Genomic DNA, 15,620 nt, shown 5'->3' with positions numbered 1-15,620 from the left:
TTTTATTTTAATATAAAATGAAAACGTTATCAAATTTTATTCAACATCATATTTTCTTTTCATGTGGACTTGAATTGGGGTTTTTAAGCGTTTGTGATACGATAACTGTTGGTATAGTGATGAAAAATATAAGGATTGTGATTATGGATACGATACATTTATCTCCTCGATTGGAAGCAGTACTTCAATTTATTTCTAAGTCTTCATGCTTAGCAGATATCGGATCGGATCACGCACATTTACCTTGCCGAGCCATTCAAGATGGCCGAGCGGCAAAAGCCATTGCCGGCGAGGTGCGTTCAGGACCGCTTCATCAATCGACATCAAATATCGCGGCTCTTGGTTTTCAAAAGTACATTGATGTCCGACTTGGAGACGGTCTTGATGTCATCCGTGAACCTGGCGAAGCAGATACAATTGTCATTGCCGGAATGGGCGGCGAACTGATTACGGATATTTTGGAACGCGGTAAAGAGAAAATCGGTAAAGAAACCGTCTTAATTTTGCAGCCTAATATTCGGGAAGCACGCGTCCGAAAATGGTTGAATGAAAATGGATGGACAATTGTAAATGAAACGATTGTTGATGAATCGCCGCATATCTATGAAATCATTAAGGCAAGGCAAGAGACGGCTGTACGAAAGCTTTCCGAGCTTGAATTGAAAATGGGCCCGATTCTGTCCTCAAGAAAAGAATCAGTTTTTCTTAAGAAATGGAAAAAACGGGAGCAACGGTTAATCGGAATTTTACAGGCACTCAGCCAGGCAGAACAAACGGCTGAACTTGCTCGAAAAAAGAAAGAAAGCGAATGCGAGCTGCATTTAATCCGAATGTGTCTGAGCGAGAATTAGACTTTTTTGAAAAAGGAGCGGTTGAGTTGGAAAAATGGATATCCGGAGAGCGGCTGATTCAGCGTTTTGAAGAATGGGCACCTAAAAAGCTAGCCTATGAAAAAGATAAAATTGGTGTCTTGGTCGGCGGCTTGCATAAAAAAGTAAAACGTGTCATGGTTACGCTCGACGTACTAGAGAATGTTGCGGATGAAGCGGCTGAAAAACATGTCGATCTGATCATTGCTCATCACCCGCTCATCTTTCATCCGCTTAACTATGTTCGTTCTGACGAAGGACAGGGAAAAATTGTCACCAAATGTGTAAAACACGATATTGCTGTTTATGCAGCACACACCAATCTCGATATTGCAGAGGGAGGAGTGAACGATATGTTAGCTGCTCAGCTTGGACTGACGGATACAGAGATACTTCAGCCTACTTATCATGAGCCTCTTTATCAAATCACTGTATACGCACCGGAAAGCCATGCTGAAGCGATTCGGCAAGTTCTGGGCGATGCGGGTGCCGGAGAGATCGGCTGTTACAGCAGCTGCAGCTTCAGTGTGAAGGGAACAGGCACATTTCTGCCCCAATCAGGCGCACAGCCTTTTCTAGGGAAGATAGGACAAGCTGAGAAGGCGGAGGAAGAACGAATTGAAGCAATCGCACCAGATCATTTGCTGCAATCAATCATTTCTAAAATGATCAAAGCACATCCATATGAGGAGCCGGTCTATCAGGCCATTCCATTAAAAAATGAAGGGAAAGCATATGGACTTGGAAGAATTGGAAAGCTTCCTGAAGCTTTGCCTTTTGAAACCTATTGCCAAATTGTGAAAAAGCAGCTTGGCCTCGAAGGTCTCCGGGCAATCGGACCTGCAGATGCTAAGGTAAGAACCATTGCAATTTCTGGAGGCGATGGAAACAGCTTGATTCCCTATGCCAAGTATCGCGGAGCAGATGTTTTGATTACAGGTGACATCTATTACCATACGGCCCATGACGCGCTGCTGTGCGGCTTGAACGTCATTGATGCCGGACATTATATTGAATCTGTAATGAAGCAAGGTGTTCATGACTATTTAACTAAAGTGATTGCAGAAGAAAAATGCGACACAGAGGTACTTGTTTCAGAATCGGTCACCAACCCGTTTCATTTTGTTGTATAAGCAGCAATAAAAGAACTGAGAGATAGAATCTGAGTTGAAACTGCAAAAAAAAGCAGGGAGATCCGTTTAAAAACGGAATTCCCTGCTTTTCGAATTTATCTTTTTTTTAAGTGTTTCACTTTGACTTTTGGTAAAATATTTTTGTTTTTTGCTGCTTGGCTGTCTGTCGACCATGTATCGGGATTATCCGGATCGTACTGATCGAGAAAGAGGATGACTTCTTTTGTCAACTGTGTCGGTGTTGATGCACCGGCAGTTACCGCAACTGTTTCTACGCCTTTCAGCCAGTCGAGCTGAAGTTCTGAGAGATCGGCAATACGGAATGCACGTGTATGAGCAATTTCTTTGGAAACTTGTGCAAGTCGATTTGAATTATTGCTGCGTGGATCGCCAACGACAATCAGCAAATCTGCTTCCTTTGCTTGAGAGGCAACCGCTTCCTGACGTGTTTGTGTTGCTCGGCAGATCTCGTTGCAATTTTCCGCCTGCGGATATTTCGTTTTGATATAATTCATGATATCCATTACGTCCCATTGGCTCATAGTTGTTTGATTTGTGATCAGGATCTTGTCCGTATTCAGGTGAAGCTGATCGACATCCTCGAGCGTTTCAACGAGATGAACAGAGTCAGGAGCAACACCAATCGCTCCCTCCGGCTCCGGATGTCCTTTTTTCCCGATATAAATCACATGATATCCATCTTTTTTCTTTTCTTCGATCAAATCATGTGTCTTTGTAACATCAGGGCATGTTGCATCGATTGATGTAAGACCTTTTTTTTCTGCTACCTGCCGTACTTCCGGTGAAACTCCATGAGCCGTAAAAATGACCGTACCATGATCGATTTCATCCAGTAGTTCAATTCGTTTCTTCCCACGGACATCCAGCGTGATCACTCCGTCTTCTTTCAACGCCTCGGTAACATGATGATTATGGACAATCATCCCAAGTATATATATCGGCCTCGGCAGGTCTGGATTCATCGCAGCTTGTCTCGCAATGACCAGAGCGTCGACAACGCCGTAACAATAGCCTCGCGGCGAGACTTTTATAACGTTCATGCCATTCTCCCCGTTCTGCAATACATGCAATAATTGGATTTACTCAATTATTATAAATGAGGTGGGATGCGAACACAATGAATCCGCAGTCGCTAGATATACATCCGCGGTACGGACGGCTTGGTTGGCAGGCTTTCACTATTCAATAAAGAATCAGGGGCATTGGTTTTGACTGAACCGGCCGCTGTCTGCTCATTTGTTGTGTTTTCATGATTTAATTGTTCTGTTTTATGAATGGTGCTGTTCGAATGATTATCTAATTTCGTATCGGAAGCAGCAGTTGGCGTATCCAATTGTTCTGTTGTGTCTGATTTGTCCGTTTCGGTGCTTGCTGTGTCTCCCTGCATTCCCTTCAACGCGCTTAAGATGGCTGGAGCGTTCTTAACGAGCGGCCCGAACTGTTGAATCATTGGCAGAACGGTTTGGGCGGTCTGAATCGCTTTTTGAGCATTTGTGATCATTCCCAGCAAATTCAGACTTCCCGTTGTACCGGCAGCGCTGGGGGAAAGAAATGAAGCGATTAATCCGCTTAGACCACCGGTTCCTTGAGGTGCAGGTACGGGAACCGGCGGTGCCTGTGCGGGCATTCTTGGAAAAATTGGCGGGAAACCGCGGGTAGGAGTCATGGGTGGAGTGCTGGTTGTTGGGGAATTCCAGTAGAATGGCTGCTCGTGCCCATGCTCAAACGGTGGCATATTGATTCCTTCCTTTCTTTAGTAGGTATTAAGTGTTCCGATAGCTCAAAAAATTTGTGGTGTTTCAAACATCTGTCCATTTAATGTAATGATAAAAGACGAGATACTAGCTGATATTTAGTTTATGTTGTGCCGCCTATTCGGTGACAGCCTCTACAGCGGATCCTTTGCAAAGCATTCGAATCGCCATATGTGGTAAAATAGCGAAGGAAAAAGGAGGGGTTGTCTGTGCTGAAAATTGGATCGCATGTTCATATGTCCGGTGCTAAGATGCTTCTTGGTGCCAGTGAAGAGGCAGTGTCATTCGGAGAAAATGTAATGATGATTTATACAGGTGCACCACAGAATACAGTGAGAAAGCCGATCGAGAAATTAAATATTGAGGCGGGGAGAAAACATATGGAGGAAAACGGCGTGGAAGAAGTCGTCGTTCATGCTCCGTATATCATTAATATAGCGAATACGGTAAAGCCGGAAACATTCGCACTAGGGGTTTCATTCCTGCGCAAAGAAATTGATCGGGCGGAAGCGCTTGGTGCAAAACAAATTGTTCTGCATCCTGGCGCACATGTTGGAGCTGGTGTGGATGCGGGAATTAATAAAATTGTTGAAGGTTTGAACGAAGTTCTTGAAGCACGAGACACCGTGCAAATCGCTTTAGAAACAATGGCAGGCAAAGGCAGCGAATGTGGATTTCGATTTGAACATCTTGCTCGAATCATCGATGAAGTCCGTTTGAACGAGAAACTCTCCATTTGCTTTGATACATGCCATACCAATGATGCAGGTTATCCGGTTGCAGAGGATTTTGACGGCGTTCTTAGCGAGTTTGATCAGATCATCGGTGTTAACCGGATTAAAGTCGTACATGTGAATGACAGCAAAAATGCTGAGGGATCGCATAAGGACCGTCATGAAAATATCGGTCTAGGTACCATCGGTTTTAATACACTCAATTATATTGTGCACCACCCACAGCTTGAAGCATTGCCGAAAATTTTGGAAACACCTTATGTGGGTGTGGATAAGAAAAGCAAAAAACCGCCTTATAAATATGAAATCGACATGTTTAAAAACCAGAAATTTAATGAATCATTGATACAGGATATTGAAGCAGGAAACTAATGATCTCCAACCTTTTAGAAACAATTCCGGAGTCCTTACTAAGGAACTCCGGAATTTTTTTAATAAACAGGTTATAAATTTTTTGCCAGTTGCTCGAACTGCTTCTCTAAGCGCGCCGCCAGTGCGACACCGATTTCTTCATCTAAAATTTTTCTAAGCTTCTTTTGTCCTTGCGGCTGAAATGGATTAATGTTTTGATTTTGGACACGACGAGCAATATTCTCCGTTTGCTGCTTGGTTACCGCAATACCATATTGCACAGCATATCTATAAAGTTCTTCGGAAGTCAAATGATTCATCTTTTGAATGACAAGCTGCTCAATAAAAGGATTCAAATGTTTCACTCCTGTTCTCGTGGATTGGATTTACTGAATAGATTATGAATCGAAACGTTAATTGATGCTGATGATTTATGGTTGACTTTTCTGAAAAATGTCGGAACTTGTCTAACAATAATTGCCAATAAATGTGTCACAATGTAAGTGATTAAAGTATAATTAAGGACATTAAGAAGGATAAAAATATAGAAAAGTGTCCGTATAATTTTATTCTCATAACAGTGAGAAGCAGACTTACCGAGTCGAAAAGGGCACGATACATTATCGTATGCTTTCATTTGGGGGAATGGTGAAACGTTGTTACTATTGCAGAGGGAGTGATAACCATTATTTACCGAGATTCCTTACTTTCTGTTTCCGAAAAGTATCAATTTGAAGAACAATTATCCTTGGAAATGCGTTTCTGTATTGAACCTGACGGGCGAATTATAGAATGCAATAAAAAGGGACAACTGTTGGTTGATCAATTTGGCCCGAATTTTCTCCGCTTTTTTACAGAACAAATTGCAGGCGAGGCAAAAGTTTATTTGAATACAATTATTGAAAGCAACGATATCGTTTCTGCTTTGCTTACTGATAAATTAAGCGACAGAGATTTAGGTATCTTATATAATGGTTTTTTTAAAGATGGAAAAATAATATTGGTCGGTTATCGAACACAAATGATGTCACGTCTTGCCGGTGAATTTGTCCATGAATTAAGAAATCCGTTGACCATAATTAAAGGTTTTATGCAATTATGCGATCATACGAAAGAGTACGACAAATTCCAGCCGATTATTTTATCAGAAGTGGAACGAATGTATACGATTTTAGAAAATTTCCTAACCATGTCTTTGAGAAAAAATGTATATCGCAGCATGAATCCTGATGAACTCTGCAAAAAGCTCGTGTCGTTTCTGTCATCAGAATGTGCTGTCCATAAAGTCGCTTTTGATTATGATATTTCCTATTCTGAGAACGTTTGCAAAGTTGATCTTGATAAGATCAAACAAGTCTTGATTAATTTGCTTCGCAATGCATTGGAGGCCCTTGAAGGACATCTTCACGAAAAAAAGATCATGTTTCGTGGCAGTGTTGAAGATAAAGGTTACCGCTTTTCGCTGATTGATAATGGTCCGGGTGTTGAAACCGATGTTTTAAAAAATATGGGACAGCCTTTATATACAACGAAATCGAAAGGGACAGGAATAGGCTTATCCCTTTGCAAAAAAATTATCGCTGATCATCGCGGTACATTTTGTGTGAGCAGTGTCGTGGGAAAAGGGACAACCGTCAGTTTTTTTCTTCCATTTATCTCGCCATAATTTTTTCCATAATGTGCATCTGTGAAAATGCTCATTCTGAGTCACACTATATCTGATCCTAAAATGAAAGCGAGGGGTCATTGTGGCTGATAAGGATCATTATCACAATGAAGACTCATTATACGATAAGCAAAGTGCATATCATAATGAGGAGTACGCAAGAGAATTGGCTGCCGATCAATATGATCCGGAGGCGGAAAGAGCGCGTGCAGATGGTGATCACTCGTCCCATCGACGTATCGTTGAAGGCGGCAAGGGTGTGGGCTGGCTTGCACTGATTTGTTCTGTGATTGCCCTGTTCTTTTTGCCGGTCGTTTTGGGTATAGCCGGAATCATTATCGGTTATATTGCACTTAGAGAAGGCGCCCGTACTTTAGGCGGATGGGCAATTGGTATCGGATGCCTAGCAGTATTGATTCAGTTGCTCTCACCGCTCTTTTGGTAAAAAAACAAGAGAATCCTTACTTAGGTAAGGGTTCTTTTGTTTGTAAGCATATTTATGGAGATATGTATGTGATGCATGATACACTTATCATTAGGGAAATTGACTTTTTTAAAAAAGGAATGAGTGCGATGGATACAATTGAAGCAATCAAGACAAGGCGATCGGTACGTAAAGTGTCAGACAGAGAACCATCTAAAGAATTAATTGAACAAATTCTTGATGCGGCGCGAAGAGCGCCTAATCATATGAATACAGAACCATGGCACTTTATCGTGCTAACCGGTGAGGGACGGAATAAACTTGGCGAAGTCTATGGCAAGGTGAATCAGAAAAATCTTGAAAATGCTGACCAAGCCGCCTTGGAAGCTGCATATGAAAAAGGGCTATCAAGCGCTAAGCGCGCACCGGTTATCATTGTTGTTACGATGGAACCGAGTGATAATCCACGTGCGTTTGAAATTGAAGACATCGAAGCGACTGCCATTGCAACTCAGAATTTGATGCTGGCTGCACACGCGCTTGGTCTTGGATCCATTCTGAGAACCGGCGGGGCAGCTTATACTAAAGAAGCGAAAGAACAGTTCGGTGTATCTGAAAAAGGACACATTATCGGCTTTGTTTATCTCGGCTATCCGGCTGAAGGAGTTGTTCCTAAAGTTCCGGAACGTCAATCAGTGGCAGAAATTACTGAATGGGTGGACGCATAAGGGATATAGAAAATAAGCTTAAAAACACCAGACCGGATACTCCCGGTCTTTTTTGTGTTTCAAAATTAACTCAATTATTAATGGGTCAATGGTCATAAACGAATGCTCGTGTTCATAGCATGGTAACAAACAGCTTGTACATGTAAAGAGAAAGGATTCGATCGATGACGGATACTCATGTGGTCACATATGACGATGCAGTTAATAATCGTCTTTTTACTACCGGTCATTTTACCTCGAGAATTGTCGTGATGATTCCTGCACACAATGAGGAGGACTCAATTGCTGATGTCCTCAAAAGTTTGTCTGAACAGTCGGTTCCCAAAGGTTTAAAAATGGACATTTACATTGCGCTGGATCACTGTACTGATAATACGGAGAAAGTTGTTGTGCGCTGTAATGAGGACTATCATTTATCCATCTATCTCCTGAACACGGTCAAGAATAGGCAGAGAAAAGTTGGTGCTCTGAATCAGCTTTACCAGCTCTTCTGGGGTAATCCGAACGATCCAGACAACAAAGAAGTAGGAAAGCAGCAGAAATCCTACGCTAAAAGCATTGTCGCCTTTGTCGGAATTGATGCGGATGTTTATCTTGATAAGGACTGTATACGAACGTTATGGTCTGAGCTCAGCCACAATCATAAAGTGGGGGCGGTTTCAGCCAACTACACTTGTCTGATGCCGGAAAGCGTCCGGCACATATTAAGAAACGATCCGAATCGAGAACGCTTGGTCAGAAAAGGAAAATTCGGCAATGCATTGAATCGTTGGTGGGTCGCACAGCAGAATCGTGAGTTCGCTCAATGGACCATGAAACAAAAATATTGCGGACATTTTGCTGAGATTGCCGGAGGACAATGCAGCATCTTTCGCCCGGAAGCGGCTATTGAGGTCCGAAATGATTACAAATTAAACGGGCTCTATGATGATAAGTCAGATACCGAAGATCTGTTACTAACGCAATATATTAGAGCATGCGGATGGGTATGCCTGATCAGTAAGAGTGCGCGTTGCTATGTAGACAGCATGAAGACTCTTCACACTTACTCAAGCCAACGAAATAAATGGGTGTCCGGAACAACCGATTATATGCTTCAGGATGGACTCAAAACAAAATATTCCAGGAGATTATGGATACAAGAGGCCGGGCTCTTTATTAATTTGATCATTCGTTTATTTTTTGTTCTCTTAGTCGGTTTATCCTTGCTGACCGATCAGTTCTATTGGAACTGGATCTGGATTACACCTGTTATTGTTGCATCGCTTCTCAATTTAGTGCTGACACTGAAAACACCGAATAGTCGTTTCCTAGATGTTGTCTTGGCGACGTTACTCATCAGCCCGGAAATCTATCTCTGGATTACAATCAGCATTCATATTAATGTATGGCTTTCTAAGATCAGAATCAACAAACAGGATGGATGGGAAAATCAATATCGAGCAGAAACCGGACAAACACATTCTCACGCATTAATGTATTTTGTTTTATTTTTTTTGTTTGCCGCAGCTGCAATCTATTTTGCAAAAGTAAATTACGGTTTATTGACCAGTCCAACAATTCAACAGGCACTCAATCCATATTTGATGCAGGGATTTGTACTTCTTACCATTTTAACGATTTTTGAATTTGCGGTGATGCTGAATCAATTATGGAAGCTCAGAGGACCTTATAAAGCGTAAAGAAAAACCGGACAAAAAATAAAATATACGTTGCATACATGAATACGCGTACTTAGCGAAAATTCCCTCACGGTTAGCCGAAGTTCCTTTTGAGCGACACCTCAGTTACTTGCTTGTCGCTGGCGCACCGCGAGCCTCTTCAGTCAGGCAGGAATCTGAGGGGCCACGGTGGTATGCTGAGTCCACAGGCGTCTTACACTTTCGTGTTTGGTTTATAACTTTTTATTCGTCAGAAAATTTTATACTTTTTTCTTGTAATGAAAAGCCCGTCAAAGCTGCTTTTAACAGTTCTGACGGGCTTTTTACTAGCAACAAGTTAATTTTGACTTAAATATTGACCTCTTCTTGCTCAGCTTTCTTTTTTGCAAAATACTCTTCTGCCAGTTTATCAATTTCAATTTTCAATTCTTCGACCATGCGATCCTCAGGAACCTTCCGAATCACTTCGCCATGGCGGAATAAAAGGCCTTCACCTTTACCGCCGGCGATGCCGATATCGGCTTCACGCGCTTCGCCCGGACCGTTGACTGCGCATCCGAGTACAGAAACTTTGATTGGAGCATTAATCTTAGAAATATACTGTTCCACCTGATTTGCGATTTTGATTAAGTCGATTTGAATTCGTCCGCATGTCGGGCAGGAGATTAACGTGGCAGCATTAGTCAGCCCGAATGTCTTCAATAATTCACGGCATACCTTAATTTCCTCTACGGGATCCGCGGAAAGGGAAATACGCATCGTATTGCCAATCCCTTTGTTCAGCAAGATACCGAGTCCTGCCGCACTTTTGATTGTCCCAGAAAATAATGTACCTGATTCGGTAATACCTAAATGAAGCGGGTAATCAAATGTACGCGCTGCTTTTTCGTAGGCTTGAACTGCCAGATCAATGTTCGATGCCTTAAGGGAAACAATAATATCGTGAAAATCAAGATCCTCAAGGATTTTGATATGATGAAGGGCACTCTCAACCATTCCGTCCGCGGTAGGGTAGCCGTACTTATCCAAAATATGTTTCTCAAGCGAACCGGCATTCACACCGATACGGATCGGAATATGCTTCTCTTTTGCTGCACGTACAACGGCTTCAACATTTTCTTGTTTGCCGATATTGCCCGGATTGATCCGGATCTTATCCGCGCCGCCTTCGATCGCTTTTAATGCCAATCTATAGTTAAAATGAATGTCCACAACAAGCGGGATATGAATCTGTTTTTTTATTTCCGGAATTGCGAGTGCATCTTCCATGTTTGGACATGCAACGCGAACCATTTGGCAGCCGGCATCTTCCAAACGGTGAATTTGTGCGACCGTTGCCGCAACATCTCTTGTTTTCGTTGTCGTCATACTCTGTATAATGACTTCGTTGGATCCGCCAATGGTCAGGTTGCCAACCTTGACTTTTCTCGTTTTCGTACGATGTGTAATTTCAGACACGAGCGATTCGCTCCTTTATAAATAAGTGAATGATTTGTGAATCTTTCAGTATGGTCAGTATACCATGAATCTGCTCGGTTTGCCTGAAATAATACCCGTATGAAAGACTTTACACAACTGATTCCCATTCATTAAGGAGTTGATGCTGCCGATGAATCATCTGTCTGGTCATAACTAGGAAAAGCATAAGTTTTTCCGATCTGAAGATGGTTGGGATCAACAGAGGGGTTAAGTACAGCGAAATCTTTCAGCACTTTTTCTATTGATTGCTGATTTTCATTGATTCGCTCAGTAATTGAGAGCAATGTATCTCCGGGAGCAACAGTGACTCTTTGATAGGCGATCGCTGCTTTCTCAGATGCCGCGGGCCTTGCCGGCTCAGCTGCTGCTTGCCCTGCAGGAAGAGAGCCCGAGCTCAGATCTGCATAGCTTGTCCAACACATCATAATAAACAGGATGGTGAAGAATCTTTTTTTTATCACTTTTTTGCTCCGTTCAAAACGTATTTACGCCAAAGAAGGCGTTATTAACATCTATATGCCGGGCTGCTGTTTAATATGCTTGTTTTTTGAAATAAATCCAACATTTTTTTTAAAACCTTTTCCTCAATCATGGTGTATGGTTTAATTGATAATAGAAGAAAAAGACATATGTGCATAACATAGATAAGAGAGAAAAATGGTTTGTTTCTATAAAAGAGGAGGAACGCAATGGAACTGCTCACATACCCAGCGGGAGGGTTTATTGTCATTTTGCTTGCTGCGTGCTTTTTATTCGCAGAATTGCTTGTCAAGGCAAAAGGGCTGCTTGCACTGACCGGTAGCGGACTTTTTATTTTCTATTTTTTACATTTTCTTACGGATCAAGCATCGCCTTGGATCTTTTTATTGCTCGTAGGCGGTCTGCTCCTCATTATCATTGACGGCAAGTTGTTTACAACCGGAATCATAGGTATATTTGGTTTTATACTCATGGTGCTTGGATGTGCGCTTCCGACCCCATCGCTTCTTTATGGCATGCTGGTTGGAATTGCCTTTGTTATTGGATCCTGCGGCTCGCTTTTCTTTCGAAAAATATTGCCTCAACGCGATTATTTAGGCAAATTGATGCTGCATGACAAGCTTTCCAGCGATAAAGGCTATAATTCCATAAACAGTGATTATCACGAACTGATTGGTAAGGAAGGGAAGACAATGACTCCTTTCCACCCGGTTGGCACGGTGAAAATTGATGGAAAAAATTATAGTGCAATTACTGATGGTATCTTTTTGGAGAAGGATATTGCCGTTAAGGTGATCTCTGTTGATGGAACACGTATATTTATTGATCAGGTTGACAGGGAGAGCTAAGGCATTATGACCGTGATTGAACAGTATGGATTTTTTATAAAAAAAGATGTTGTCATTTACAACCAATTATGGTATATTATTTCTTGTCGTTGGGACAGGCATTAATGATTAAAAGATTTTATTGACAAGCCTCAGCGCTTGTGATAAATTAATTCTTGTTCTGATTTTGTTCCACAGTAGCTCAGTGGTAGAGCAATCGGCTGTTAACCGATCGGTCGTAGGTTCGAATCCTACCTGTGGAGCCATGGCGGTGTAGCTCAGCTGGCTAGAGCGTACGGTTCATACCCGTGAGGTCGAGGGTTCGATCCCCCCCGCCGCTATTTTTTTACCTCACTTCACAATGGCGGTTATGGTGAAGTGGTTAACACACCGGATTGTGGTTCCGGCATGCGTGGGTTCGATCCCCACTAACCGCCCGTGGACCCTTAGCTCAATTGGTTAGAGCTGACGGCTCATAACCGTCCGGTTGTAGGTTCGAGTCCTACAGGGTCCACCACTTAACATGGAGGAATACCCAAGTTTGGCTGAAGGGATCGGTCTTGAAAACCGACAGGGGCTTCACGGCTCGCGGGGGTTCGAATCCCTCTTCCTCCGTTGGTTATACATAAGTATTATCCTGCAAACACCTGGAAGTAGCCATTTAAAGGCACTTCCGGGTGTTTTATTATTTTCCGATTGTCAAAGAAAAGCAGAGAAAATTAAATCATTTTGCGCAGATTTTGCATTTTTTTATCATGATAAAAGTCATCCGTCATATCATTGAACACGTTCAGCTAAATGGTTATAGGGAATGCGGTATCGTGATCATGTTTTCATGTCTGGTGGACAGGTCTCAGTTTCTATTCACCTTGAAGATGGTAAATACGTAAATAATACGATTTCACGTCAGAATACAGGCGATATTTCTTTGACAGGATTTCGGTGCGACTTTAAAATAAAACATAGGTTTGCCATGAACTATTGAAACATTGGATTTTTATTGATGAACAGAAATCACTGTGTTTTTTTCCGAATGATCTTAGTTTCGTGTTCTAAAAATAGGAATGAGTAACGAATACATATGGCTGGTACATGACACATCAAAAAGAGATGATGTACTTGGGACTTGCCGCCAAGGAGGGGAAGAAGTGGCTAAGGAAACAGTGAAAAATAAAGGAACAAAGCACAATTTGCCAATGAGGCTGAATATACTCTTTCTTGTCGTGTTTGTGGCGTTTGCCGGATTAATTCTCCGACTTGGCTACATTCAAATTGTCAGAGGAGATTATTACAAAGCACTTGCAAAAGATAACAATACGCAATCGGCACGAATTGAATCGGCACGAGGAAAGATTTTTGATACGAACGGGGTGACGCTCGCGGATAATAAAGCTGAACTGGCGGTTGTGTATATACGCAATGCCGGAATCAGTGCGGAAAAGGGGTTGAAACTTGCTCGAAAGCTTTCCAACTATTTAACTTTGGATGGAAAAGCGATTTCCCGCATTTCAACGAGGGATAAGCGCGAGTATTATATCCTTACCAAATTCAAGAAGTTAAGTGATGCGTATAATAAATACTTGACGCCTGCAGAACAGAAAAAATACGCAAAGAAGCAAGGTCAATTGTACAAGCTGCTTCTATCCAAAGTCCCAAAGTCCGAACTAAAGGGCTATTCAAAAAAAGACGTTCAAATTATGGCGATCCAGCATGAATTTAATCAAGCATCCAATTTGAATCCTTACATTATTAAAAGAGGCTTGAATGTTGCTGATAAGGAATATATCGATGTAGTGGATCACCTGAACGATTTTAATGGAACGATTCAGACCGCTGATGTTTCCTCAAGAACGTATGTCAAAGACAAACCGTTCTACGTCGGCAAGATGGGGCCGATACCTGAGGATAAGATTACCGGTTATTTGGCTCAAGGATACAGCCGTAACACGGATGTTGGTATCAGCTATCTTGAAAACCAATATGAAAATTATTTGCGTGGCGTTCCGATGACGCTGACTTATAAGACTGAAAAAGGGCTTCCGGTCGGGAATCCTACGGTTAAGGAAGGCCAGCGTGGTGATGACTTACAGCTGACCATTGATATAAGGCTGCAAAATAAGCTCGATCAAGTATTGGAACAGAAAATATCAGAAGCCCGATCAATGGCTGGAAATAGTCAGAACAACAGTGCCTACGCGGTCATGATGAATCCGAAAACAGGCGCGATTTTGGCCATTGGTGGAAAGAAGTATGTCAACGGAAAGTTTGAAGATGTTTCAAGTGATGCAATCACCTCACAGTTTGAAATGGGTTCTGCGGTCAAAGGGGCAACTGAACTCATTGGCTTTCAGCATCACGCCGTTCCGGAACATTTTTACGACATGCAGATTGACTATCCAGGAAGCGGCAATCATTCCTTTTCTTCATGGGAACAAGGCGGACTGGGGATGCAGACTCCGGAAACGGCGCTGCAGCACTCATCGAACATATTTATGGCAGCAATTGTTTCGAATATGGCAGGTATTTCTTTAACCTCGGCAGGAGGACATTATAATGCGAGATTTCCTTCGCCGTATAGTTCAAAGTTTGTAAAAGCAATTAATGATTTGAGAAATGGATACAGTCAATTTGGAATGGGCGTTAAAACCGGAGTCGATCTGCCAACCGAAGGCACCGGATATAATGGCGGAATGCCGGATAACTCAGGGCTAATTCATCAGTTTGCGATCGGTCAGTATGATACGTACACACCGATTGAAATGGCTCAATATATTTCGACCATTGCCAATGGCGGCTATCGGATGCAGCCGCATTTGCTTGAATCGGTTCATGAACCGGGCAGCGATCCTGATAAGCTTGGCAATACAGTGTACAGCTTTACACCAAACGTGCTAAATACGATCGGTAATAATAAACATGACTTAGCTCGTGTTCAACATGGATTATATCTTGTTACTCACGGAACCGGTGGGACAGGTAGTGTTTTTTATACACAAGGACAAAAGTATAAAGTCGCGGCAAAAACCGGTACGGCTCAGATTAATGAAAATGATAAAAGTCTCTATAACGAAACCTTAGTTTCGTACGCACCGTATGATGATCCGCAAGTCGCAATTTCGGTTGTTGTGCCAAAGGTACGAACAGGTCATCAAAACCAGGAAATTGCTCTTGAGATGTATAAGGAATATGACAAGTATTATCATTACACAAGTAAATAAAAATAGAAGGACCGCTTCGCTGCAGTAACAGCAAAGCGGTTTCTTTTTACAAGGAAAGAAAGTATATGATTTTCGCCAAAGCCAAAGGTTGTGAGCCAAACGCGCAGGTGCGAGACTCCTGCGGAGCGGCTCTGTTGATCGCAGGCCAGGGGAGACCCCGCAGATATTAGTTTGCTTGAGGAGGCTCCCGGACTGCCCGCGGTCGCGTTCAGTTGATGCGAGCAACCGGAGCGTAGTCAAAATCCGGCATGATTTAAGGACCGGGCGCTTTTTGC

General features: G+C 42.4%; 14 protein-coding genes and 5 tRNA genes. 14 read left to right on the top strand and 5 right to left on the bottom strand.

Features of this window, described 5'->3' with window-relative positions; translation table 11 throughout:
- The first annotated feature begins 143 nt into the window (after positions 1-143).
- Together AC6F33_RS10610 and AC6F33_RS10605 are read left to right on the top strand one after the other, a co-directional pair.
- Entirely contained in the window at positions 144-851 is a 708-nt protein-coding gene (locus AC6F33_RS10610; protein ID WP_500777078.1) for a tRNA (adenine(22)-N(1))-methyltransferase, read from the top strand.
- A gap of 26 nt (positions 852-877) precedes the next feature.
- Positions 878-2,002 (top strand): Nif3-like dinuclear metal center hexameric protein, encoded by a 1,125-nt coding sequence (locus AC6F33_RS10605; RefSeq protein ID WP_480948781.1) that lies wholly within the window; start codon positions 878-880, stop codon positions 2,000-2,002.
- 95 nt (positions 2,003-2,097) lie between these two features.
- Here the strand turns inward: AC6F33_RS10605 and AC6F33_RS10600 are convergent, their stop codons facing one another.
- Together AC6F33_RS10600 and vrrA are read right to left on the bottom strand one after the other, a co-directional pair.
- The gene (locus tag AC6F33_RS10600) at positions 2,098-3,063 is read right to left on the bottom strand and encodes a 4-hydroxy-3-methylbut-2-enyl diphosphate reductase (protein WP_255745388.1); all 966 of its coding nucleotides are present in this window, start codon (positions 3,061-3,063) and stop codon (positions 2,098-2,100) included.
- 92 nt (positions 3,064-3,155) lie between these two features.
- Positions 3,156-3,758, bottom strand: a complete 603-nt coding sequence (gene vrrA / locus AC6F33_RS10595; RefSeq protein WP_255745387.1) for a VrrA/YqfQ family protein — start codon at positions 3,756-3,758, stop codon at positions 3,156-3,158.
- Positions 3,759-3,986: 228 nt separating this feature from the next.
- Here vrrA and AC6F33_RS10590 point away from each other — a divergent pair, with 228 nt between their 5' ends.
- Positions 3,987-4,883 carry a deoxyribonuclease IV gene (locus AC6F33_RS10590; RefSeq protein ID WP_255745386.1) on the top strand — a complete coding sequence of 299 codons (897 nt, stop codon included), beginning with the start codon at positions 3,987-3,989 and terminating at the stop codon, positions 4,881-4,883.
- Between the two features lie 71 nt (positions 4,884-4,954).
- Here AC6F33_RS10590 and AC6F33_RS10585 read toward each other — a convergent pair whose 3' ends face one another.
- The gene (locus AC6F33_RS10585) at positions 4,955-5,218 is read right to left on the bottom strand and encodes a DUF2624 family protein (RefSeq protein WP_255745385.1); all 264 of its coding nucleotides are present in this window, start codon (positions 5,216-5,218) and stop codon (positions 4,955-4,957) included.
- Positions 5,219-5,538: 320 nt separating this feature from the next.
- Here AC6F33_RS10585 and AC6F33_RS10580 point away from each other — a divergent pair, with 320 nt between their 5' ends.
- From AC6F33_RS10580 to AC6F33_RS10565, 4 genes are all read left to right on the top strand, one after another.
- A complete protein-coding gene (locus AC6F33_RS10580; protein WP_255745384.1) occupies positions 5,539-6,528 on the top strand; it encodes an ATP-binding protein in 990 nt (329 codons plus the stop codon).
- Positions 6,529-6,610: 82 nt separating this feature from the next.
- Complete coding sequence (locus tag AC6F33_RS10575) at positions 6,611-6,973, top strand: hypothetical protein (RefSeq protein WP_255745383.1); 363 nt, start codon at positions 6,611-6,613, stop codon at positions 6,971-6,973.
- A gap of 71 nt (positions 6,974-7,044) precedes the next feature.
- A complete protein-coding gene (locus AC6F33_RS10570) occupies positions 7,045-7,680 on the top strand; it encodes a nitroreductase family protein (protein ID WP_255745382.1) in 636 nt (211 codons plus the stop codon).
- 164 nt (positions 7,681-7,844) lie between these two features.
- Entirely contained in the window at positions 7,845-9,362 is a 1,518-nt protein-coding gene (locus AC6F33_RS10565; protein WP_500777077.1) for a glycosyltransferase family 2 protein, read from the top strand.
- A gap of 327 nt (positions 9,363-9,689) precedes the next feature.
- On the opposite strand, the gene ispG is transcribed toward AC6F33_RS10565, so the two are convergent.
- Both ispG and yqfZ read right to left on the bottom strand, forming a co-directional pair.
- Positions 9,690-10,799, bottom strand: coding sequence for a flavodoxin-dependent (E)-4-hydroxy-3-methylbut-2-enyl-diphosphate synthase (ispG, locus tag AC6F33_RS10560; RefSeq protein WP_370645884.1), 1,110 nt, complete (start codon positions 10,797-10,799; stop codon positions 9,690-9,692).
- A gap of 131 nt (positions 10,800-10,930) precedes the next feature.
- Entirely contained in the window at positions 10,931-11,281 is a 351-nt protein-coding gene (gene yqfZ / locus AC6F33_RS10555) for a protein YqfZ (protein WP_500777076.1), read from the bottom strand.
- A gap of 228 nt (positions 11,282-11,509) precedes the next feature.
- Here yqfZ and AC6F33_RS10550 point away from each other — a divergent pair, with 228 nt between their 5' ends.
- The 7 genes from AC6F33_RS10550 (at position 11,510) to AC6F33_RS10520 (ending at position 15,345) form a co-directional block, all read left to right on the top strand.
- Positions 11,510-12,148: an NfeD family protein gene (locus tag AC6F33_RS10550; protein ID WP_255745379.1), complete on the top strand. Its 639-nt coding sequence runs from the start codon at positions 11,510-11,512 to the stop codon at positions 12,146-12,148.
- A 170-nt stretch (positions 12,149-12,318) separates the two neighbouring features.
- A tRNA-Asn gene (locus AC6F33_RS10545) sits at positions 12,319-12,393 on the top strand.
- Position 12,394: 1 nt separating this feature from the next.
- Positions 12,395-12,468, top strand: a tRNA-Met gene (locus AC6F33_RS10540).
- A gap of 23 nt (positions 12,469-12,491) precedes the next feature.
- A tRNA-His gene (locus AC6F33_RS10535) sits at positions 12,492-12,564 on the top strand.
- A gap of 3 nt (positions 12,565-12,567) precedes the next feature.
- Positions 12,568-12,644: transfer RNA gene (locus tag AC6F33_RS10530), tRNA-Ile, on the top strand.
- Positions 12,645-12,652: 8 nt separating this feature from the next.
- Positions 12,653-12,742 (top strand) — tRNA-Ser (locus AC6F33_RS10525).
- Between the two features lie 533 nt (positions 12,743-13,275).
- The gene (locus AC6F33_RS10520) at positions 13,276-15,345 is read left to right on the top strand and encodes a peptidoglycan D,D-transpeptidase FtsI family protein (protein ID WP_255745377.1); all 2,070 of its coding nucleotides are present in this window, start codon (positions 13,276-13,278) and stop codon (positions 15,343-15,345) included.
- Positions 15,346-15,620: the final 275 nt, after the last annotated feature.

It is taken from the genome of Sporolactobacillus sp. BBK16-2 (genome assembly GCF_059878335.1).
The sequence above is the reverse complement of the archived record's forward strand: the minus strand, read 5'-3'. Positions and strand labels throughout refer to the sequence as shown.

Bases quoted from the DNA above. Each gene is read 5' to 3' on its own strand.
- AC6F33_RS10600 (WP_255745388.1), bottom strand. From the start codon at position 3,063: ATGAACGTTATAAAAGTCTCGCCGCGAGGCTATTGTTACGGCGTTGTC.
- AC6F33_RS10550 (WP_255745379.1), top strand. From the start codon at position 11,510: ATGGAACTGCTCACATACCCAGCGGGAGGGTTTATTGTCATTTTGCTT.
- AC6F33_RS10570 (WP_255745382.1), top strand. From the start codon at position 7,045: ATGCATGATACACTTATCATTAGGGAAATTGACTTTTTTAAAAAAGGA.
- AC6F33_RS10565 (WP_500777077.1), top strand. From the start codon at position 7,845: ATGACGGATACTCATGTGGTCACATATGACGATGCAGTTAATAATCGT.
- vrrA (WP_255745387.1), bottom strand. From the start codon at position 3,758: ATGCCACCGTTTGAGCATGGGCACGAGCAGCCATTCTACTGGAATTCC.
- AC6F33_RS10610 (WP_500777078.1), top strand. From the start codon at position 144: ATGGATACGATACATTTATCTCCTCGATTGGAAGCAGTACTTCAATTT.